The sequence below is a fragment of the Parapedobacter indicus genome, assembly GCF_900113765.1.
Taxonomy (GTDB): domain Bacteria; phylum Bacteroidota; class Bacteroidia; order Sphingobacteriales; family Sphingobacteriaceae; genus Parapedobacter; species Parapedobacter indicus.
Map to the genome: position 1 here is coordinate 561984 of NZ_FOQO01000001.1, position 19921 is coordinate 581904.

21 protein-coding genes are annotated in these 19921 nt (G+C 47.7%); 12 read left to right on the top strand and 9 right to left on the bottom strand.

Features of this window, described 5'->3' with window-relative positions; translation table 11 throughout:
- Window positions 1–12 precede the first annotated feature (12 nt).
- From BMZ56_RS02180 to BMZ56_RS02190, 3 genes are read left to right on the top strand one after another with little or no spacing between them, the layout of a single operon-like run.
- Window positions 13–1497 carry a SusD/RagB family nutrient-binding outer membrane lipoprotein gene (locus BMZ56_RS02180; RefSeq protein WP_090623573.1) on the top strand — a complete coding sequence of 495 codons (1485 nt, stop codon included), beginning with the start codon at window positions 13–15 and terminating at the stop codon, window positions 1495–1497.
- 33 nt (window positions 1498–1530) lie between these two features.
- Entirely contained in the window at window positions 1531–2232 is a 702-nt protein-coding gene (locus tag BMZ56_RS02185) for a BT_2262 family domain-containing protein (protein WP_090623576.1), read from the top strand.
- A gap of 7 nt (window positions 2233–2239) precedes the next feature.
- Entirely contained in the window at window positions 2240–2764 is a 525-nt protein-coding gene (locus BMZ56_RS02190; RefSeq protein WP_090623580.1) for a lipid-binding protein, read from the top strand.
- A 410-nt stretch (window positions 2765–3174) separates the two neighbouring features.
- Here the strand turns inward: BMZ56_RS02190 and BMZ56_RS02195 are convergent, their stop codons facing one another.
- From BMZ56_RS02195 to rpsF, 4 genes are all read right to left on the bottom strand, one after another.
- Window positions 3175–3354, bottom strand: a complete 180-nt coding sequence (locus tag BMZ56_RS02195) for a hypothetical protein (RefSeq protein ID WP_090623583.1) — start codon at window positions 3352–3354, stop codon at window positions 3175–3177.
- A gap of 176 nt (window positions 3355–3530) precedes the next feature.
- Window positions 3531–3974: a 50S ribosomal protein L9 gene (gene rplI / locus BMZ56_RS02200; protein WP_090623586.1), complete on the bottom strand. Its 444-nt coding sequence runs from the start codon at window positions 3972–3974 to the stop codon at window positions 3531–3533.
- Window positions 3975–3988: 14 nt separating this feature from the next.
- On the bottom strand, window positions 3989–4252 hold the full coding sequence (gene rpsR, locus BMZ56_RS02205) for a 30S ribosomal protein S18 (RefSeq protein ID WP_090623589.1): 264 nt from the start codon (window positions 4250–4252) through the stop codon (window positions 3989–3991).
- Window positions 4252–4623, bottom strand: a complete 372-nt coding sequence (gene rpsF, locus BMZ56_RS02210; protein WP_090624433.1) for a 30S ribosomal protein S6 — start codon at window positions 4621–4623, stop codon at window positions 4252–4254. The genes rpsR and rpsF overlap by 1 nt, the downstream gene beginning before the upstream one ends.
- Window positions 4624–4766: 143 nt before the next feature.
- Here rpsF and rplU point away from each other — a divergent pair, with 143 nt between their 5' ends.
- Both rplU and rpmA read left to right on the top strand, forming a co-directional pair.
- Window positions 4767–5078: a 50S ribosomal protein L21 gene (gene rplU, locus BMZ56_RS02215; RefSeq protein WP_090623593.1), complete on the top strand. Its 312-nt coding sequence runs from the start codon at window positions 4767–4769 to the stop codon at window positions 5076–5078.
- 49 nt (window positions 5079–5127) lie between these two features.
- Window positions 5128–5793 (top strand): 50S ribosomal protein L27, encoded by a 666-nt coding sequence (rpmA, locus tag BMZ56_RS02220; RefSeq protein WP_090623596.1) that lies wholly within the window; start codon window positions 5128–5130, stop codon window positions 5791–5793.
- Between the two features lie 89 nt (window positions 5794–5882).
- Here the strand turns inward: rpmA and BMZ56_RS02225 are convergent, their stop codons facing one another.
- Window positions 5883–7664 (bottom strand): ABC transporter ATP-binding protein, encoded by a 1782-nt coding sequence (locus BMZ56_RS02225; protein WP_090624435.1) that lies wholly within the window; start codon window positions 7662–7664, stop codon window positions 5883–5885.
- An 84-nt stretch (window positions 7665–7748) separates the two neighbouring features.
- On the opposite strand from BMZ56_RS02225, the gene BMZ56_RS02230 reads away from it, so the two are divergent.
- The 7 genes from BMZ56_RS02230 (at window position 7749) to BMZ56_RS02260 (ending at window position 13283) form a co-directional block, all read left to right on the top strand.
- Window positions 7749–8828, top strand: a complete 1080-nt coding sequence (locus tag BMZ56_RS02230; protein ID WP_090623600.1) for a Glu/Leu/Phe/Val family dehydrogenase — start codon at window positions 7749–7751, stop codon at window positions 8826–8828.
- Between the two features lie 49 nt (window positions 8829–8877).
- Complete coding sequence (nusB, locus tag BMZ56_RS02235; RefSeq protein WP_090623604.1) at window positions 8878–9825, top strand: transcription antitermination factor NusB; 948 nt, start codon at window positions 8878–8880, stop codon at window positions 9823–9825.
- Between the two features lie 32 nt (window positions 9826–9857).
- Window positions 9858–10322, top strand: coding sequence for a DUF1573 domain-containing protein (locus BMZ56_RS02240; RefSeq protein WP_090623607.1), 465 nt, complete (start codon window positions 9858–9860; stop codon window positions 10320–10322).
- A gap of 77 nt (window positions 10323–10399) precedes the next feature.
- Complete coding sequence (gene yajC / locus BMZ56_RS02245; RefSeq protein WP_090624437.1) at window positions 10400–10723, top strand: preprotein translocase subunit YajC; 324 nt, start codon at window positions 10400–10402, stop codon at window positions 10721–10723.
- A gap of 63 nt (window positions 10724–10786) precedes the next feature.
- Window positions 10787–11734, top strand: coding sequence for a CdaR family protein (locus BMZ56_RS02250; protein WP_090623611.1), 948 nt, complete (start codon window positions 10787–10789; stop codon window positions 11732–11734).
- Window positions 11731–12330, top strand: coding sequence for a dephospho-CoA kinase (gene coaE, locus BMZ56_RS02255; RefSeq protein WP_090623616.1), 600 nt, complete (start codon window positions 11731–11733; stop codon window positions 12328–12330). Before BMZ56_RS02250 ends, coaE begins: the two co-directional genes overlap by 4 nt.
- Window positions 12330–13283, top strand: a complete 954-nt coding sequence (locus BMZ56_RS02260; protein ID WP_090623620.1) for an MBL fold metallo-hydrolase — start codon at window positions 12330–12332, stop codon at window positions 13281–13283. The genes coaE and BMZ56_RS02260 overlap by 1 nt, the downstream gene beginning before the upstream one ends.
- A gap of 5 nt (window positions 13284–13288) precedes the next feature.
- Here the strand turns inward: BMZ56_RS02260 and BMZ56_RS02265 are convergent, their stop codons facing one another.
- The 4 genes from BMZ56_RS02265 to BMZ56_RS02280 form a co-directional block, all read right to left on the bottom strand.
- Window positions 13289–15778: a phosphocholine-specific phospholipase C gene (locus BMZ56_RS02265; protein ID WP_090623623.1), complete on the bottom strand. Its 2490-nt coding sequence runs from the start codon at window positions 15776–15778 to the stop codon at window positions 13289–13291.
- 86 nt (window positions 15779–15864) lie between these two features.
- On the bottom strand, window positions 15865–16605 hold the full coding sequence (locus BMZ56_RS02270) for an MIP/aquaporin family protein (protein WP_090623627.1): 741 nt from the start codon (window positions 16603–16605) through the stop codon (window positions 15865–15867).
- A 132-nt stretch (window positions 16606–16737) separates the two neighbouring features.
- Window positions 16738–18222, bottom strand: coding sequence for a glycerol kinase GlpK (glpK, locus tag BMZ56_RS02275; RefSeq protein ID WP_218146455.1), 1485 nt, complete (start codon window positions 18220–18222; stop codon window positions 16738–16740).
- 30 nt (window positions 18223–18252) lie between these two features.
- Complete coding sequence (locus BMZ56_RS02280; RefSeq protein ID WP_090623636.1) at window positions 18253–19860, bottom strand: glycerol-3-phosphate dehydrogenase/oxidase; 1608 nt, start codon at window positions 19858–19860, stop codon at window positions 18253–18255.
- Window positions 19861–19921 lie beyond the last annotated feature (61 nt).

A 19921-nucleotide genomic window follows, 5' to 3' on the forward strand; every position in this document is an offset into this window, starting at 1 on the left:
AGGATACAAATCATGAAAAAGTTTATTATACCATTTCTGGCTATACTTCTGGGAACCACTTCCTGTGAGAAGTATTTGGATATCAACCAGGATCCCAATGCTCCTTCAGAGGAAAATGTGACACCGGAATTAATTTTTCCTACGGCTGAAATGAACCTGGCTTCCAGCTATGGCAATTTCTTGCGCATCATCGGAGGTTACTACAGCCAGCATTATTCACACGACTTCGGAACGAGTAACTATTTGGATTATTCTAAATTTATGATGTCCGCCACCCGTTCCAGTGGAACGTATTCACAGTTGAACTCACGGGTGTTGAAAAATCTGGAAACGATCCGTGAAAAAACAACGGAGTCGGAAGACTGGGGAACCTACCTCGCAGCAACCACCCTGCGTGCATTCGTTTATCAAGCATTGGTGGATGCCTATGGTGAAGTTCCGTACTCTGAAGCCTTGGATATTGGAAATACGTCTCCGAAGTTTGACGAAGGAAGCGTAATTTACGCCGGTATCCTAGCTGAGTTGAATGACGCGTTGTCTAAGGTTACCGAATCGAGTCCCGTAGTAGAAAACTTTCTGTTTTCTTCAAACGATGCGTCGGAATGGATACCATTCGCAAACGCATTGAAATTCAGGATTTTGATGCGTATGAGTAAGGTGCAGGACGTAAAGGCCGATCTGGACCAATTGGTGGCAGCAAACAATTTTCCAACAGAGGACATCGCATGGGATGGAATTTGGGAAGATGTAACCGGAAAAGCAAATCCATTTTATCAAGAAGAGTTTGCTTCGTACTTTGGTAGCACTCAGATTAATGTCATTGGAAATATAGCTTTGATAGGGACGCTTTCGGATACGGAAGATGGCCGTTTGGGCGCCTTTTTCGAAAAGAATGCCAACGGCAATTATAGTGGTGGTGTCTCAGGAACTAATTTTAGTACATCAACCACTTATCGTTCAGGCTATTTTTCCCGGCCAGTCGCTAGTTACGATATGCCTGTATATTTGATAACCGTTGCTGAAACGGAGTTTTTCTTAGCCGAGTACCATGCCCGTTACGGCAGCAGTGCCGAAGCCGAAGCCCACTATAAAGCAGCGATTGATGCCTCGTTTGCCACAGCCGGTGTAGAGGGTGCTGAAGAAGTTTACACTATTCATTACCCTTGGGATCAGGACAATTATGAAAAAGTGATCGGTATCCAAAAGTGGATCGCATTGAGTGGCGTAAATAATTTTGAAGCTTGGTGTGAGTTGAGGAGGCTAAAGTATCCAGCGTTTGGCTCGGTAACGGGAGAGGAAATATATGACGAGGGGAATGACGATTTCCAGCCAACGTTGTACGTGCCTACTACTTTGTATACCCCAATTCTGTTTAATACACAATTGGGGGCCGGGAAGGTGTTGCAGCGGTTGCGGTATGCGGAAAGTTCTACCAGCCGGAATTCAAATGCACCGGAAACTAAACCCGATTCAGAACCGGTATTTTGGGCGAAATAGTTGGGTAAGTATGAAAATTCAATTTTGAAGAAAATGAAAAGTAAAGTAATCATATTTGCGGCTTTGGTTTTAGCCGGAATTGGATTCCAAAGCTGCGAAAAGGAAACTACGGCGGGGTTTACGGATATTACGATCTATCCCGTTTTGGAAGTTTTAGGAGATCCGATAGTAGTAGTAAATAAAGGAGAGTCATACGAGGATGCAGGTACACATGCAGAATTGGATGGAGAAGACGTTACTGGAGATGTTGTTGTCCGATCAGACGTAAATACCGATGAGGTAGGGATTTATTCTGTTAACTATTCGATAACCAACGCCGATGGGTTTACGGTAACCGGAGCAAGGACGGTTTATGTAACAGATCCTACTCCTTCCGTTATAACCCCGGGATTGAAAACGGTTAGTGTAGGAACTAATCGTTCAGGTGGTGGTGCAGTTACTGCTTATAGTGGATATCCGGTAGTTATTTTGCAAACAGAGCCGGGCATATTTTACATCACAGACTATTTCGGAGGATACTATGAAGTACGTGCAGGATATGGTCCGGCTTATGCGATGAAAGGTAGTTTTAAGCTCAATGCGGACAATACATTAAGTCTCATCGAAAGTGGAGTGGATGGTTGGGGGGATTCCTTGGATGACCTATCCAGTGCTTCCGTTGATCCTGGTACAGGGGCGATACGGTTTACTGCTTCTTATGCAGGTACTTACAATTTTAATGTAATCTTAAACTAAAAGATCCATGAAAAAGATATTTCTTTTACCCTTATTATATTTGTTTGGAACTCTTTTGATTTCTTCCTGTGAGAAGGATGACATAGGCGGGACAAATGGTGAAAAAACAGCAGGTGAGTGGTATGTCACTGTGGTTGCTGTTGATGAAGCCGGGAATGTGGTCTACGAAGATGACGAATTGTTCGGTATAGGACATTTTCATCTGGATACCTACAATACCGTAGCAAATGATCCCAATGAGATGTGGATTGACGATAACACTAATTTTTGGGAAACCAAAGGTAAAATAAGCGTTGATCCGAATGCACTTACGTTCTCAGGTGAGGATGTTCAGAATGAATATTATGATTCACAATTTACGGTAACAAATGGTAAAATACTGTTGAAAGCAGCTACTACGCCAAGTGGTATGCCTGCGGACAGTATTGTGTTTAATTTGAATTTCAGTGATGACGACTATCCTAAGGAACTAGGTTTTTCATCGTACTTGGTTTCCGGTTACCGCTATACAGGTTTTGCGGGAGACGAATAAAATTCATTCTTCTTTCCAATCTAATTTTCGGAACGAATTTGCTTTTAAAAGAAAGGGTTGTCTAAAAATGGGCAACCCTTTTCCTTTAAAATAATTTTGAATCTGATCGGCTTAGCGAAATGGGCAGCTGAACCTCACTTTGGAAATCCCTTTCGCAACCTGACAGCATCAGCACACAAACCATCGTTACCGGACACGATCAGTCTTATTTGATTCATAAGGGATGGGGTTAGTCTCGCTGCAACCAAAGAGTTTAACCAACTGAGTGAAAAAGTATGCAGCCAGTTAACCTATTATCCAAAGCAAATACAACCATCTAACCTGTACTTATAAAATCGATAGCCACGGGTTAGCGGGGACTTATTCACGGCTTAGTAAACGGCAGAATAAGGGCAGGAAAAAGGCGGGAGTTAGTGGGGCGCTGCCCCGAAAAGCACAAATCCGTTGGGAGCGTGTTGGGGTTCGCTTGTCTCCCGCTTGTCCCAAGCAAATGAACAGGCCACGGGCGTCTGCGCGTAGATGGTGGCGCCGATATGGCTTTGCCCGATAATAGCCGGGTAACAGACAAGATTTCCCCAGGTTCCATCCATGTCTCATCCACTGAAATATCACGTAATAAAAGGCGGCACATACGTGGCCAATACGGTGGTGAAAACCCGGGGTATAGAAAGGGTAGAAAACCAACAAAACCACTGCTTGACCGCTGCAGGTAAACAAAAAACGGCTGCCTTTCAAAAGACAGCCGTTTCTATAACAAGTAAATCGTTTACTCAGCTACTACCTCGAAAGGAACCTGTACCTTCACTTCTTTGTGTAAGTTCAGGTTGGCCACGTATTCGCCCAGTACTTTAGGCTCGCTTTCAAACGTAATGCGGCGACGGTCTACTTCAAACCCTTGTTTCCGCAGCGCTTCCGCGATCTGTATGCTATTAACAGATCCGAAAATCTTACCGGTTTCGCCGGCTTTGGCACCGATGGTCAGTTTAAGACCTTCCAGCTTGGCGGCGAGCTCAGTCGCATCCTTCTTAATTTTGTCCTGCTTGAATTGGGCCTGGCGGATGTTTTCAGCCAATACCTTTTTCGCTGATTCGGTAGCAAGTACCGCAAAACCTTGCGGAATGAGGTAGTTGCGACCGTAGCCGGGTTTTACGGTGACGACGTCGTCCTTTTCACCCAACTTTTTGATATCTTGCTTTAAAATTACTTCCATGTCGTTTCCCCTCCTTATTTAAGTGAATCAGCTACATAAGGCAATAAGCCGATATGACGGGCACGCTTCACCGCTTGGGCCACTTTACGCTGGAATTTCAACGAAGTACCGGTAAGGCGGCGCGGCAATACCTTGCCTTGGTCATTGACGAACTTCAACAGGAAGTTGGCGTCTTTGTAGTCAATGTATTTGATACCATTTTTCTTGAAACGGCAGTATTTCTTACGGTTATCCTCCACCTTGGGAGCGGTCACGTACTGGATCTGATCGTTTGCCATTAGTTTGCTACCTCCTCTGATTTGGATGTTTCAGCTTTCTTGTTGAATGCACCGCTGCGTTTCTTTTCGTTGTAAGCAAGGGCGTGTTTGTCCAATCTGATCGTCAGGAAACGCATTACTCGCTCATCACGCTTGTATTCGACTTCCAATTTGCTGATTAGTTCACCGGGAGCCTTGAATTCGATGAGGTGATAGAATCCGGTTGTCTTTTTGTCAATCGGATACGCAAGTTTCTTCAAACCCCAATTGTCCTCATGGACAATTTCGGCTCCGCCTTCGGTAAGGATGCTCCGGAATTTGGCAATCGCCTCTTTCGAAACTTCCTCGGAAAGCAACGGGGTAAGAATAATAACGGTTTCGTACTGTTGCATACTTTCGTTTAAAAAATTAAATTTTTGATAAATATTCCGTTTAAAACGGGCTGCAAATTTATACATTAACTTTGGATAATCAAAATAAAGCGTTACCTTTGCGCTTCGAAATTTAAAAGATTATTTAATTAACTTATTAACTGATGTACGCAATAGTAAATATAGCCGGACAGCAATTCAAAGTTGCAAAAGACCAGCAGCTCTTTGTACACCGTTTGCAAGGGGATGAAGGCGCTAGTATTGAATTTGACAATGTACTGTTAGCAGAAAATGGTGGCAAATTCACCATCGGAGCACCTTTGGTGAAAGGTGCAACGGTTTCGGCTAAGATTTTGTCACATTTGAAGGGCGATAAAGTGATCGTGTTCAAGAAGAAACGCCGCAAAGGCTACAAAAAGAAAAACGGACACCGTCAACAGTTTACCAAAATCGAGATCACCGGAATCACGTTATAAATTGATTGTTTAATTAGGCTTTTGCCTTACATAAATAGATAAATAGAACATGGCACATAAAAAAGGTGCGGGTAGTTCAAAGAACGGCCGTGAGTCGCATAGCAAACGCTTGGGAGTGAAAATATTCGGTGGCCAGCATGCGGTTGCTGGAAACATCATTGTTCGTCAGCGGGGTACCAAACACCACCCTGACGTAAATGTGGGTATCGGTAAAGACCATACCTTGTTTGCGTTGATCGATGGAAAAGTAGTGTTTCGCAAAAAGGCAAACAATAAATCGTTCGTGTCAGTGCTTCCCGTGGAAAACATCGCCGTCGCCGCTGAACAACCGACTGTAAAAAAGGCCGCTGAAAAGAAGGTAGTGGAAACCAAAGCTGCTGCAGTAGCGGAAGCGCCGAAAGCTGAAAAGAAAGAAAAGGCGGAAGCCGCCAAAACAGAAGCTCCTAAAAAGGCGAAAGCAGATGATTTGACCGTTGTTGAAGGCATCGGTCCTAAGATTGCCGAAGTATTGGCTAGTGCAGGTGTCAACAGCTACGCGGATTTGGCAGCTAAGTCTGCTGACGACATCAAATCACTGTTGGCGGAAGCTGGTGATCAGTTTAATACAGCGGTAACCGACACGTGGCCCGAACAAGCCAAATTGGCTGCTGAAGGCAAATTCGACGAATTGAAGAAATGGCAAGATGAACTCGACGGTGGTAAAGCCGCTGAGTAAATAGTCGCTGAGTAAATAGCTAACTCAAGATAAGAAGGAAAGCCATTGGACGCATTAGCGGTCAATGGCTTTTTTGCTGCCTATACCGCTTATACCGCTTCTTCCAGTAATTGTTTCTCGTGGAGCTCAAAATAACTTCCACGTAGCGCGAGCAGTGTTTCATGATTGCCCTGTTCGATAACCGACCCATTGTCCAACACGATGATATGATCAGCATTTTTGATGGTCGAAATGCGGTGTGCAATGAATATGGTGCTTTTCCCTTGCATGGCAATGCTTAGGTTACGCAAGATTTCTTCTTCAGTCTTGGTATCCACAGCCGATAGGCAGTCATCAAAAATGAGAACCTGGGGGTTTTTGATCAATGCCCGCGCGATGGATATGCGTTGTTTTTGTCCACCCGAAAGCGTAATGCCCCGCTCACCGACGGTCGTGCCAAATCCTTCTTCAAATCCCATGATGTTATCGTAAACCGCCGCTCGTTTGGCGGCTTCTTCGACATCAGTTTGATGGGTTTCGTCCAGTCCGAATGCGATGTTGTTGGCAATCGTATCGGAAAAGAGAAACACATCCTGCGGTACGAAGCCGATCTGGCTTCGAAAAGACTGGAGGGGAAGCTGCCGGATGTCTTGTCCATCGATGTGGATTGCGCCGGAATGTACATCGTACATGCGCATCAGCAAATTGGCCAAGGTGGATTTTCCCGATCCGGTTTTGCCCACAATGGCAAGCACTTCGCCGGGTTTTACTTCAAACGAGACATTTCTGACGGCCTGGATCCCGGTATCCGGGTAGGTGAAACTCACATTTTCAAACCGGACGTGCCCTTCTGCCTGGAAATTTCCCCGCGCGGCCGACTGAATTTCAGGCTGTGTACGTAGAAATTCATTGATGCGCTTTTGAGAAGCCGCAGCTCGCTGAATGAGCGACGTTACCCATGCCAACGCCATTGCCGGGAATGTTAATTGATTGACGTAGATGATAAATTCAGCAATATTTCCCGACGTAATTGTGCCCTTAGCTACTTCCAAGCCACCCACGTAAACGGTAATTACGGTGCTCAGCCCGATCAACAGCAGAATAAGCGGGAAAAAAATCGCCTCGGTCTTGACCAATGCCAACGATGCATGCCGGTAGTCGTTGCTCTCGATCGCAAAACGACCCATCTTGTCTGCTTCGCGATTATAAGTCTTAATTACCCGTATGCCGGAAAATGTTTCCTGAACAGACGTCGACAAAGTAGAAAGTTGCTGCTGTATCCGCTCGCTCCGGCGATTGATGATTTTATTGACAAACAGCAGGATTGCAGATAATATAGGAATAGGCATCAGCGCATACATGGCCAATGTGGAATTTACACTGATCATAGCAGCAATTACCATAACCGAGAGCACCACCGTATTGATGGAATACATGACGGCCGGGCCCAGGTAAGATCGTACGCGGTTTACATCTTCCGTCACCCGGTTCATCAGGTCACCGGTATTGTTCCGGCGGTAAAACGCCATATCCAGTTGCTGATAATGGCTGTAAATCTCGTTTTTAAGGTCGTACTCGATATGTCGGGAAGTAAGGATGATGGTTTGACGCATTAAAAAAAGGAACAAGCCGCGAATAAGTGCCAGCAATAGGACCAGCGCGCCGAACAACAGCAGGCTGTAGCCGAAAACTTCATAGACCAATTGCTGTCGCTCAAATCCATGGAACAGGCGATACATGCTGATGTTTTCCTTTACCAGGTCAAAAGCAATCCGGATTACCTGGGCTGGCAGTACACCGAAGTAATTGGACAAAACAACGAATACCACACCAGGTATCATCCGCCAGCGGTATTTGTAAAAGTATTTGTTGAGATGTGCGAGATGTGACATGCGATGCCGCAAAAATACGAAATGTTTGTGCCCATTGGTTACATGCATCAATATTTTTGCTAAGTTTGCCCCATATTGTTTCGTATGTCCGTACCTATCATAGACAATTCCTCCTTTAAGCTGATGGCGCAATCCGGCCACCAGAAGCTTATTTTCTGTAATGATGGCGCCGTGGGTTTGCAGGCAATCATTGCCATCCACGACACAACGCTTGGCCCGGCAATTGGGGGGGTGCGTATGTTGCCCTATCAAAGCACCGATGAAGCCATAGACGATGTGTTGAGGCTCTCGAGGGGCATGACCTACAAGGCCGCCGTGGCAGGGGTGAATCTAGGGGGGGGAAATGCGGCCATAATCGGCGACCACCGCGCGCAGAAAACGGAAGTCCTGCTGCGTAGATTCGGACAGTTCGTTGACGAGCTGAGTGGCACCTTTATCGCCTCGCTTGATATCGGCACAACGCCGAAGGATATGGAATACCTCCATATGGAGACTCGACACGTTGCCGGTCTCCCGAAGTCGTTGGGCGGCAGTGGAGACTCAGCTCCCTTTACGGCCAAAGGCGTGTATTATGGCATAAAAGCTTCCCTAAAAGAGCTCTATGGCAACGACAGTTTGGCGGGTCGTACCGTGGCGGTGCAGGGTGCCGGCAATGTGGGTGAACAATTGATCGCTTTGTTGCGCGAAGAGAATGCCAAGGTGTACGTGAGTGATATTGTGGAGGAACGCATGATTGAAGTTGCCAATAAATATAAGGCTGTTGCAGTTTCCAACAACAATATCTATGAGTTGGATGTTGATGTATATGCACCATGTGCGTTGGGTGGAACGGTCAATAAAGATACGATATCCAAGATGCGATGCCGTATTATTGCTGGGTCGGCCAATAATCAGTTGCGAGACGAGCGGGAAGACGGACAGTTGCTGGTAGATAAAAAGATTTTATATGCACCCGATTACCTGATCAATGCCGGTGGATTGATCAGTTGCTATTCAGAGATTGCCGGTTACAGTGCGTTACGCACCGCGGCGCTGACCGAGAATATATATGAAGCTACACGCTCGGTGTTGCGTAAATCAATTGCTGAAAATGTAGCATCTTTCCAAGCGGCTAATGAGATCGCGGAAACGCGGATTGCCGATATGCGGAAAATTAAGCAATAAGAACACGGAATATAATTGGCATTACATCCAATCGTTCTTTTAAATAACTATGTTAAACAGAAGACACTTACGGGTCAAAGTATTACAGACGCTTTACGCGTATCAGCTATCCGAAGACAAGCAGGTCGGGAAATTTGAAAAAGCACTGCTTAAAAGCGTCGATCAGGTATATGAAATGTATATCTGGACGCTGAATCTCTTCGATGAAGTTTCTGATTATGTACGCATCGATGCGGACGAACGCGCAAACAAATACCTGCCGTCGGCAGCCGATCTGGCTCCCAATACCCGATTGCTCACCAATACGTTTGTTGAGTTGTTGCGGCACAACGACCGGTACCTGGCGGATGTCAAGAAATATAAGGTTTCGTGGAGTTTCGATCCGGAAATTGTGCGTACGGTTTTCTTTCAGTTGAAAGACGCGGAAGAGTACTTGGCATACCTGAGCCAGGAAGATCGTTCAATTACCGGCGAAAAGGAGATCATAAAATTTATTTTTAAGAAGATCGTCCTTAAAAATCCGGCTATCGAACAGGTATTTGAGGAGAAGTTTATCAATTGGCCTGTGGATAAGGAGGTTTTGCAAGCAATGATAGCTAAAACCTTTAAAAATTTCGCAAGCGAAAACCCCAAAGAGAATCAACTGGCCGAGCTCACACCCAATTGGACAGAAGACCAGCAGTTCATTATCGACCTCTTGGTGAATTCCATTCGGTATGCCGATGACTATCAGCAGTTGATTAGCACAAAAACCAAAAATTGGGAATCCGATAGGATTGCATTATTGGACAATTTGTTGATGCGGATGGCAATCTGCGAACTACTGAACTTTCCAACCATTCCGGTAAAGGTAACAATCAATGAATACATCGAGATTTCAAAGGTCTTCAGTACCGCCAAGAGTAATACCTTTATCAATGGAATCCTGGATAAGATTCTGGGGGAACTTCAGGCAGTGGGCCGGATACGTAAACACGGGAGAGGACTTGTACAATAAACATACAGTTGTTAACATCAATAAGAAACGTTATGAAGTGGATATTTTTAATTTTTGCAGGACTGATGGTCATGGTGTCCTGCAATAACGGAACCAACCAAGAACAAAAAGCAGCCGAAATTCCCTTGGAACAACAAGGTAAACAGCCCGTCGGACAAACAATTATACCCGGGGCGGATTCTACAGGCGCAGTATTGGAAGTAAAAAATGATTCGTATGACTTCGGTGAAGTCAAAGAAGGAGAAAAAGTTGAACACGAATTTACATTTACCAATACCGGCAACGAACCGCTAATCATTTCCAAAGTACATGCATCTTGCGGTTGTACCACACCGGAGTACTCTAAAAATCCAATTGCACCGGGAGAAGTAGGTAAAGTGAAAGTTGTATTCAACAGCGACGGTCAAATGGGAAAACAGCATAAGGTCATTACGGTCACGTCCAATGCCATTAGCCCGAATACGCTTTTGCACCTCAGGGGCGAGGTAAAAAAGTAAACGTGTAAATTATAACTCAGCAACTTCGCAATTAAGTAACTTAGCAATTCAGCAAAATAATAAATTAACAGATAATGATAACATCAACAATTTTATTGCAAGCGGGCGGATCTGGTGCGAGCGGAATCATGGGCTTTTTGCCGATGATCCTGATTATCGTGGTCTTTTATTTCTTTATGATCAGGCCACAAATGAAAAAGGCCAAAGATCATAAGAAATATATAGAAGAACTCAAGGTAAACGATCGGGTTGTAACAACGGCGGGCATACATGGTCGCATCGTGGAAATTTCCGAGACGACCTTCCTGGTAGATGTAGGAGGCGGAGTGAAAATCCGTTTCGATAAATCGGCCGTTGCATTGGAAGCTTCCAAAGCGCTGAATACCCCACCGAAAGCCTAACACTTGGGTTACGCTGTCACGGCGGTTTGTTTGTAAACCTCACTTTTGCTAAGTTTGCGTAGTATGCCGATACTGAATTTAAATAAGACCCAGCGGCGCAAACTTAGCATTTTCGCAAAATGCATTGTCTTTTCATTTTTGGCCTGGGCACTTTTTGCGGTGTCCAATAAATACATTTATACGGTAAAATCCGGTGTGCAATATGTCAATATACCAGATAACCGCGCATTCCATCCGCTGCAATCGGATACAGTAAACGTCCAGGTGGAAGCTACCGGATGGCAGTTGCTGTTTTCAAAGCTGCGATCGGCGCGTCCCACCGTGCAGGTTGATCTGAGTGGACTGCAAAGCCGGAATTGGGTAGTGCTTAGCAACCAGCTGGGGTTTCTCAATCGACAGTTTCCGGAAAATCAACGGGTGATGTCGGTAGCTCCCGATACGTTGTATTTTGATTTTTCAAAACAAACCGAACGCAAAGTGCCGGTAAAAGCGCTGTATAATCTGCAATTTAGTAAACAATATGACGTTATTGACAAATTGCATGTTTCGCCCGAATACGTGACGATCACGGGGCCGCTTGAAGACGTTGTGCAGATAGAACGTTGGGAAACCGATACCATACGGTATACCGATGTCAACAGCGATGTGCATACCATCGTTAACCTGAAACAAAATCAGCGTGCCAATATCAACGTATATCCCACTTCCGTGGAGGTAGATATTCCTGTGGGGGAGGTCACCGAGAAAATTCTGGAAGTGCCGCTGAAGGCCGAGAATGCCAAGCAGTTCAATTCGGTGAAGCTGCTACCCGGCAAAGTGAAGCTTACCGTCATCGTCTCGTTGCGTGATTTTATGAAGGTTACGGCGGGTACATTTGAAGCCGTCGTAAACATGGATGATTGGGTAGAGAACGATGTTCAGAGTCTGCCTGTAATCATTACACAGATGCCTGATTTTTGTAAACTGGTGAAAATAGAACCGCAGAATGTGGACTTTTTTGTGAGAAAGTGAGCGCGCAGGTAAAGATAGGTGTAACAGGAGGCATCGGCAGCGGCAAGTCTGTAATATGCCGGATTTTTAACGTACTGGGAATACCGGTTTTTGATGCAGATACAGAGGCCAAGCGGTTGATGACGCATAATACGGCGTTGGTAGACGCTATCCGGGCCGAGTTCGGCGATAGGGCCTACCATCCCGACGGAACATTGAATCGGGCATACCTGGCTGGTCAGGTATTCAACAACGAAGAACGGTTGAAAAAATTGAATGCGTTGGTGCATCCCGTAGCCATCCGAGCCGGGGAGGAATGGGTAATGAGGCAGGAAGCGCCCTACACCATCAAAGAAGCTGCACTGTTGTTTGAAAGCGGTTCGTTCAAGTTGAATGATTATACGATTTTGGTGACGGCCCCCCTCAGCCTGCGGATCGAGCGGGTAATGAAACGGGATGGCATCACGGCCGAGCAGGTAAAAGCTCGAATGGAACGGCAGTGGCCGGAAGAAGAAAAAAGACGACTCGCAGATTTTGTCATCGTTAACGATGGCGTGCAAGCCCTCATTCCTCAAGTGCTGGAACTTGATAAACGATTCCGCTCAGGTCAACCCTAATGGAAAGTATATTACCGGATTTCCTGGTCAAGCGCCAGGAGGGTTACTATTGCAGATATGGTGATTTTTTCATCGACCCATCGCTTCCGGTGCATCGGGCCGTGGTATCCCATGCCCATGCCGATCATGCGAGTCCGGGACACGATCTGATATACTGCACACCTCCCACAGCTGCCTTTATGCGGTACCGGTATCCTCGCCAGCCAATGGATAGCTTTCTTCAGTTTTCGTACCGACAGGCGTTTGACATCGGCGGAGTTACTTTATATTTTGTCGCTGCAGGACACATGCTGGGTTCAGCGCAGATTGTGATGGAGTATAAAGGGATACGGTACCTGTTTACGGGCGACTATAAGTTGCAGGATGACGATACGTGTGAGCCACTGGAAGTGGTGCAAGCGGATGTGCTGATTACTGAAAGTACGTTTGCAGATCCGCAAATTGCGCATCCAGACCCGGTAACGGAGATTCGTAAAATAAACGACCAATCCCACCACATGCTGCTGGGGGCCTATGCGTTGGGTAAGGCACAACGGATCACGTCGTTGATCAATCGATATTGCCCCGGTAGAAGGGTATTGGTGCACCACGGAATCCTGCCGTTGCATCGGTTGTATGCATCATTGGGAATCACCCAGCTAAACTACGAGCCCTATAATCGCCGGGAAATGAAAACCAGTGACGCGCATCACATATACCTCGTTCCGCCCATGACGTTCAACAGTTATTACCGGGCGACCAACGTGATCCGCGTATTTGCTTCGGGTTGGAAGCACCTGCAACGTTCAAACGACATGGACCTCTATATTTCGGATCACGTAGATTGGAAGGATATTTTGAACTACGTTGTCCAGGTAAATCCACGGGAAATCTGGACGGTACATGGTAACGGCGAGCATCTGGTCAAGCATTTTGCCGGTTATATATCCGTCAGGGCACTTAGCGGCGAATGAATCCGCTAAAATAAGTTCCCGATTTGTGGATCCGTAAAGCCGGTTTTTCCTGTCTCCACCTTACCTGCATAGCTCCATGAAATACTTGGTTCGGTATCCGTGGTGACCGTCAGATCGTACCAGTTGTGACTACTTGTCAGCTTTAGGACAATCGTCTCGGTAGCCCCGGCTTTCAGGGGGTGGGTACGGAGCGGTACTCCATAAGCATTGTCCTTGATACGTGCCTTCAACGGGGTATTGCTTCCATTTTTTAACGTTACCGACAGATTTCCCGTGGGCTGTCCCTGGTCGGTTTCGTAGCCCAATTGGACGGAGAAGTCAGGAGCATGGGAGCCCCTAAAATGTCGGTAAAATCCATTCGGTCCGTTTACCCGGATGTCATAGCCTTCGTTGCCAATTGCAAAATTGTCCGAAAGCTCGTCGCCGGCCACCAACGCGTACGACCGGATGTGATCCAATTCATACACCGTAAAAGGAGCTCCAGCACTCTTTTTGCCGAAAAGTGCATTTCCGGCGGCCAATTTCAGTGTCAACCCGTCAGCTCCGGGTAGCAGGTCGGCATGCAGTTCGTAGGGTAGGGGTGGAGTGGTCTTTATACCGGGTTCCTGCCTGGGCATGTCGGGCAATTCCCAGGGACGCACCCGAGCCTTGGCGATGTCTTCCGGTCCGAGATCACGGAATCCATTGGGAGCCTCGCGGAATTGTGCCTGGTGGATGGCCTCCAAGTAGGGATCTCGTTGGATGAATGGTAGGTTTCTATTGCGAACTAATTTATCGGCTGGCAGGAAAGCCGCTGTGAGGTCGCCACAAACGGCGCGCCTCCACGCGCTGATGTTGTCCTCCCGGAGGGTGGTCTTGAACTTCCGGTTTACAAACGTTTCCAGGAACTGCAAAGTCGATGTGTGGTCGAACACCTGCGAGCAGACATTTCCGCCCGTTGTCCAGGGCGATGCAATAATCAGGGGCACCCTGTACCCTAAACCCATGGCTGCTCCCCGGGCATCCTTTTTGGTTTTTCCTTCAGCCAGCTCTTGTTCAAGCGAGGTGTATTCAATGCGTGGATCAATGCCCGCTGAGCATTTTCCACTGTTTTTTTTGTTGGGATCTGGTGGTACGAAGGGCGGAATGTGATCGAAATAACCATCGTTCTCATCATATGTCATAATAAAGATGGTCTTCCGCCACACTTCCGGGTTCTTCGTGAGGATATCCATGATTTCGGAAATATACCACGATCCATACCAGGGCGCTGTAGGGTGGTCCGAATACTTTTCTGCAGGAACCATCCAGGATACCGTAGGCAGCGTGCCTGCTTCCACGTCTTTCCGGAAGGCATGCAGTATATCGCCTTTGGGTACAGTTAGTTCCTGGGCTTGGCCGGCTTCATCCGTATACTTCAGTACGTCGAGCGTATGGAAGTCGGGATCTTCTCGGTTGGTTGAAAAGGCTCGGTGGAATAAATTTTTTTCTGTTTTGTCCAGTTTATCGAAGTTTTCAGCTGCCCACCGTGCTGCTTCTTGTTGCGCGGTGGCCAATACGGCTTCTTTTTTTTCCAGTGCTTTCTTTGCGTGGGTATAGGCGGCGCTTCCGTTTTCCTCCTTTTCCAGCTTGCGCCGGAGCTCGCTTATTTCACCGGGAAGTTCACGCAATTGACGCTGCAACGCAGGTACATACCGCGAGGTAAACCGTACATGGTAGCGTTCGAATAGCTCCAGTGGATTGCAGCCGAAATTTGCCAGCCATGACCGTTCTTCACCCTCGAACCCACCGCCGCAGGTTACGTCGTTCTGATAAACCTTCCAGCTGACGCCAGCGTCTTCGAGGCGTTCCGGGAACGTCTTCCAGCGGCCTTCCCCAAGGGGTAGGTCGTTTCGCATCCATGACTTGCTGGTATGGGTGGGTTCTTCTCTTACCGTACCGGTCCAAAAGAACAGACGGTTGGGCCAGGTACTGGTCATGCCCGAACAGAAGTTTTGGTCGCATACGGTGAATGCATCCGCCAGCGCATAGTTAAATGGAATATCCTGCCGGTTATAATATCCCATCGTAAGCGGGATATCGTCGTCGGCGCGCCCTCGTTTCTTGGCTTCGATCCAGTTGTCGTGCCATCCCTCATTGTAGGCATCCACCTGGCTGGGTCTGGAATGAGGCACGGCGCCCATCCAGGTAGCTTTCGTTTCCTTAAGATTCAAACGGAAAGGAGCATAGGTGTGCCCCTGACGATCGGATTGGAACCATACAGGGTTGCCATTGGGCAAGGATACATAACGCGGGTCATTAAAACCCCGTACGCCTTTCAGCGTACCCAGGCTGTGATCGAACGATCGATTTTCCTGCATCAGGATAACGATGTGTTCGGCATCCAGGAATGTGCTGCCCGGCGTTGGCCGGATGGCGAGTGCCCGTTGGATGGCCGGCGGAATGCTGGTTGCCATACCGGTTGCTCCTGCCAGCAGGGTCAGTTTTTTTAGGAACTCCCTTCGGTTTTCAGTCATGGGTCTTATTTAAGGTAGCTGCAAGATAGCAGTTGAGGATTAATTAGAAATGGATTTATCGTTAAAAAACGAGGTCGGAGTTCATGTTATGTCCCTAACCATAAAAACGCAGCTGCCGCAAGAGCAGCACCCAAAAGCGGTCCCACTACGGGAACCCATGCATAGGCCGCGTCAAACGGAGCTTTGTCTTTGATCGGCAGCAGCGCATGTACGATGCGGGGCCCCAGATCGCGGGCAGGATTGATTGCATAACCCGTAGTACCTCCGAGTGCCAAACCGATTATCCAGACGACAAAAGCCACCGGAATGGCACCCAAAGAACCTAAACCAATGGGAATGGCTGCGTCCGGCGTGTTGTCGAGCGTTGCATCGGTGAAATAGAATACGGCGAAAAGGAGCACGAATGTGCCCACCACTTCACTGATCAGATTTACGGGAAGATTGCGTATTGCCGGAGCCGTGCAGAATACCGCCTGTTTCGCGCCGGCATCCGTTGTTGCCTTGAAATGATCTTGGTAGATTAACCACACAAAGAACGCACCGCCCATGGCACCAATGAATTGCGCCAACATATAGGAAGCTGCTTCTCCCGGTCCGATGTTACCCGCAATCCACATGGCCAATGTAACCGCTGGATTCAGGTGGGCGCCGCTGTAAGGACCTGCAATAACCACTCCTACGAATACGGCCAGCGCCCATGCCGTAGTAATGACGATCCAGCCACCGTTGTTTCCCTTGGTACCGGTTAAGACAACGTTGGCCACCACGCCACCGCCCAGTAGGATGAGAAATCCGGTTCCGATAATTTCTGCAATAAATGGAGTCATAATTAATGGTTAATTGTTAATGGTTAATTGTTAATGGTTAATTGTTAATTGTTAATTGTTAATGGTTAATGGTTAATTGTCAATGGTTATTCAGCAGCTAGGAATTAACCATTGACCATTATTCATTGACCATTATTTAAAGTGTTTTGCTGTTTCCACCGCGCGATGCCAGCGCTCCAGCGCTGCGCCCGCATTGAAGCCCGTATCGGGGGTAAATGTTTTGTCGATTTGCCATTGACTTTGAATGTCGTCGGTGCTTTTCCAGACCCCGACGGCAAGCCCTGCTAAATAAGCAGCTCCAATGGCCGTGGTTTCCGTAATTTGCGGCCGGATCACGCCTGCCTGCAAAATGTCGGCCTGAAATTGAAGCAGTAGGTTATTCGCGGTTGCTCCACCATCTACGCGAAGTTCCTTGATTTCTGTATTGGCATCAGCTTCCATTGCACGCAGGATGTCTACGGTTTGGAAAGCAATGCCCTCGAGGGCCGCCCGTGCGATGTGGGCCGCCTTGCTACCCCGGGTCAATCCCACAAGGGTCCCACGGGCATAGGGATCCCAGTGAGGTGCACCTAATCCCGCAAAAGCGGGCACAAGGTAAACGCCATCGGTGTCAGGTACGGACGAGGCAAGTTCTTCTACATCTGCGGAATTCCGTATGATGCCCAGCCCGTCGCGCAGCCATTGTACAATGGCACCGCCAATGAAGATACTGCCTTCAAGCGCATAGCTGACCTTATCGCCAATTTTCCACGCAATCGTCGTAACAAGGTTATTGTTTGAACGTACAGGGGCATCCCCGATGTTCATCAGCATGAAACATCCTGTGCCATAGGTGTTTTTTACCATACCGGTTTTCGTACATAATTGCCCAAACAGCGCAGCCTGCTGGTCGCCGGCGATGCCGGCTATGGGAATTTTGGCGGCTAGAATATTTGCTGCGGTCTCTCCGTATACTTCGGATGAACTTTTCACTTCCGGTAGCATGCTTTTCGGTACCTCAAACAGTTCCAGTAGCTCATCATCCCAATCAAGAGTATGGATGTTATAGAGCATGGTGCGTGAGGCATTGGACACATCGGTGATGTGTTTTTCACCGCCCGTAAGGTTCCAGATCAACCAGCTGTCTACCGTCCCGAAAGCGAGCGCTCCATTTTCGGCTTTTTCACGGGCTCCTGCTACGTTATCGAGTATCCAGTTGATTTTGCTGGCTGAAAAATAGGCGTCGATTAGGAGACCGGTTTTTTGACGGATGAGATCACCGTAACCCTTCTCTTTCAACTGGTCACAATAATTAGCCGTACGCCGATCTTGCCATACGATAGCGGGATGGATCGGGCGACCGGTACTCTTTTCCCAAACCACGGCGGTTTCCCGTTGATTGGTAATCCCGATGGCGGCGATGGAGGAAGCCTTCAATCCGGCTTTTGCCACCACTTCCGTCGCCACGGAAAGCTGGCTGGACCAAATTTCCCGGGCATCGTGTTCCACCCAGCCGGATTGTGGGTAATATTGTTTAAATTCTTTTTGCGCCATGGCCACAACCTGACCTTCGTTGTCAAAGATGATGGCACGCGAACTGGTGGTTCCTTGGTCTAATGCTAAGATATAAGGGTTCATCATATTGGTTTTTGCAAATTTACGAATTCGTTAGTTTGGTTTTTCTTCCGCTAGGGTCGTTTCTCCGTTTGGGAGATACCCGCTGGCGAGTGAACGATAGCGTTGGATCTGTTGGGCTACCCAGGTTTCGTCTTTTTGCAGCTCATCGGCCATAAGTGCAGCCACTCTGGGCGCCATTTCCATCGAGGCAGCTGCGTCAAGGAACAAAATCCGGAATCTTCTTGCCAGTACATCCTCCACGGTGCGAGCCATTTCCTGCCGGACCGCCCAGACAACTTCGGCAGCAGTATGCTCGAACCGGCTATGCAGTTTTTCTTTCAGCTCCGTTTTTTCGGCTGCCAATGCTTGGATATGCGATGAGTCGGCCCCATAAACGGCCCAATGACCCACCGGCTTCTGTGTGCTGTAGCCGTGTATTTTGATATCCCTGGTGCGGCAGGGTTGCGGATTCAACGCAGCCGTTTCAATGGCTCTTTCTACCGTTTCCTCAGCCATTTTTCGGTATGTGGTCCATTTTCCGCCGGTGATCGTGATTAAGCCGGAGGGACTCACGATCAGTTTATGATCACGTGAGATTTCCTTGGTGGAACCGTTTTCCTTATGGGGCGCGGCCAAGGGGCGCAATCCAGCAAATAGGCTGAGAATGTCCTTTTTTTTGGGCGGATGGGTAAGGTATGCCGCCGCCGTGTTCAGGATGAAATCAATTTCTGCGTCCTGGGGACATGGTTCAAGGCTGTGCGATTCGATGGGCGTATCGGTTGTCCCAAGAAGCAGGTGGTTATGCCAAGGAACACCAAAAAGGACCCGGCCATCGCTTGTTTCTGGAATCATCAGCGCATCCTGGTCGCCCAGAAAAGCACGGTTTACCACTACATGTGTGCCTTGGCTGGGCTTAACCAACGGTCGGTGCGTGTCTACGTCCAGTTGGAGAATGTCATCGACAAAAACGCCTGTGGCGTTGATGACAACTTTGGCATCCAGCTGAAATTGCTGGGAGGTTTCCTGATCGGTAAATTGTAATCCCGTTACGCTTCCATTGCTGTTTTTATGTAATCCGGTCACCTCACAATAATTGAGTACCGTGGCGCCATATTCGGTTGCCGTCTGCGCCAGGTTGACGGCCAGCCGCGCATCATCAAATTGCCCGTCGAAATAGCGGACACCACCTTTGAGGCGATCCGTTTTAATGCCCCGTAGGTGGGCGCTTGTTTCTTTCCGGGATAAAAATGTGGATTTTCCGATACGATACCCACCTGCCAGCCAATCATAGATTTTCAGGCCGATCAGGTATTTCCATTTGCTGAAAGTCGAATAACAGGGAATGATAAAAGATTGTACATGGGCAAGATGCGGTGCATTCCTGAAAATGATCCCTCGCTCACGAAGGGCATCGTATACCAATTTAATGTCGCCCATTGCCAGGTACCGCACACCTCCGTGAACTAGTTTGGTGCTTCTGCTGGATGTGCCCTTTGCAAAGTCGTGCTGCTCCAGCAAAATGGTTTTATATCCCCTCGTCGCTGCGTCCACCGCTATGCCAAGACCCGTTGCACCACCGCCGATGATGGCTAAATCCCATTCCGTTTGAGTACGGACTTCATGAAATGCTACATTTCGATCCAACAATGAGGTATGCATAGTGTAATTGGTAAAAATAATAAGTAAGTAGTTGAAATGTTTATTTCGATACAAACCTAGG

Excerpts from the sequence above, each read along its gene's own strand:
- BMZ56_RS02180 (WP_090623573.1), top strand. The coding sequence starts at position 13 with ATGAAAAAGTTTATTATACCATTTCTGGCTATACTTCTGGGAACCACT.
- BMZ56_RS02185 (WP_090623576.1), top strand. The coding sequence starts at position 1,531 with ATGAAAAGTAAAGTAATCATATTTGCGGCTTTGGTTTTAGCCGGAATT.
- BMZ56_RS02190 (WP_090623580.1), top strand. The coding sequence starts at position 2,240 with ATGAAAAAGATATTTCTTTTACCCTTATTATATTTGTTTGGAACTCTT.
- BMZ56_RS02195 (WP_090623583.1), bottom strand. The coding sequence starts at position 3,354 with ATGGATGGAACCTGGGGAAATCTTGTCTGTTACCCGGCTATTATCGGG.
- rplI (WP_090623586.1), bottom strand. The coding sequence starts at position 3,974 with ATGGAAGTAATTTTAAAGCAAGATATCAAAAAGTTGGGTGAAAAGGAC.
- rpsR (WP_090623589.1), bottom strand. The coding sequence starts at position 4,252 with ATGGCAAACGATCAGATCCAGTACGTGACCGCTCCCAAGGTGGAGGAT.
- rpsF (WP_090624433.1), bottom strand. The coding sequence starts at position 4,623 with ATGCAACAGTACGAAACCGTTATTATTCTTACCCCGTTGCTTTCCGAG.
- rplU (WP_090623593.1), top strand. The coding sequence starts at position 4,767 with ATGTACGCAATAGTAAATATAGCCGGACAGCAATTCAAAGTTGCAAAA.
- rpmA (WP_090623596.1), top strand. The coding sequence starts at position 5,128 with ATGGCACATAAAAAAGGTGCGGGTAGTTCAAAGAACGGCCGTGAGTCG.
- BMZ56_RS02225 (WP_090624435.1), bottom strand. The coding sequence starts at position 7,664 with ATGTCACATCTCGCACATCTCAACAAATACTTTTACAAATACCGCTGG.
- BMZ56_RS02230 (WP_090623600.1), top strand. The coding sequence starts at position 7,749 with ATGTCCGTACCTATCATAGACAATTCCTCCTTTAAGCTGATGGCGCAA.
- nusB (WP_090623604.1), top strand. The coding sequence starts at position 8,878 with ATGTTAAACAGAAGACACTTACGGGTCAAAGTATTACAGACGCTTTAC.
- BMZ56_RS02240 (WP_090623607.1), top strand. The coding sequence starts at position 9,858 with ATGAAGTGGATATTTTTAATTTTTGCAGGACTGATGGTCATGGTGTCC.
- BMZ56_RS02250 (WP_090623611.1), top strand. The coding sequence starts at position 10,787 with ATGCCGATACTGAATTTAAATAAGACCCAGCGGCGCAAACTTAGCATT.
- BMZ56_RS02260 (WP_090623620.1), top strand. The coding sequence starts at position 12,330 with ATGGAAAGTATATTACCGGATTTCCTGGTCAAGCGCCAGGAGGGTTAC.
- BMZ56_RS02265 (WP_090623623.1), bottom strand. The coding sequence starts at position 15,778 with ATGACTGAAAACCGAAGGGAGTTCCTAAAAAAACTGACCCTGCTGGCA.
- BMZ56_RS02270 (WP_090623627.1), bottom strand. The coding sequence starts at position 16,605 with ATGACTCCATTTATTGCAGAAATTATCGGAACCGGATTTCTCATCCTA.
- glpK (WP_218146455.1), bottom strand. The coding sequence starts at position 18,222 with ATGAACCCTTATATCTTAGCATTAGACCAAGGAACCACCAGTTCGCGT.
- BMZ56_RS02280 (WP_090623636.1), bottom strand. The coding sequence starts at position 19,860 with ATGCATACCTCATTGTTGGATCGAAATGTAGCATTTCATGAAGTCCGT.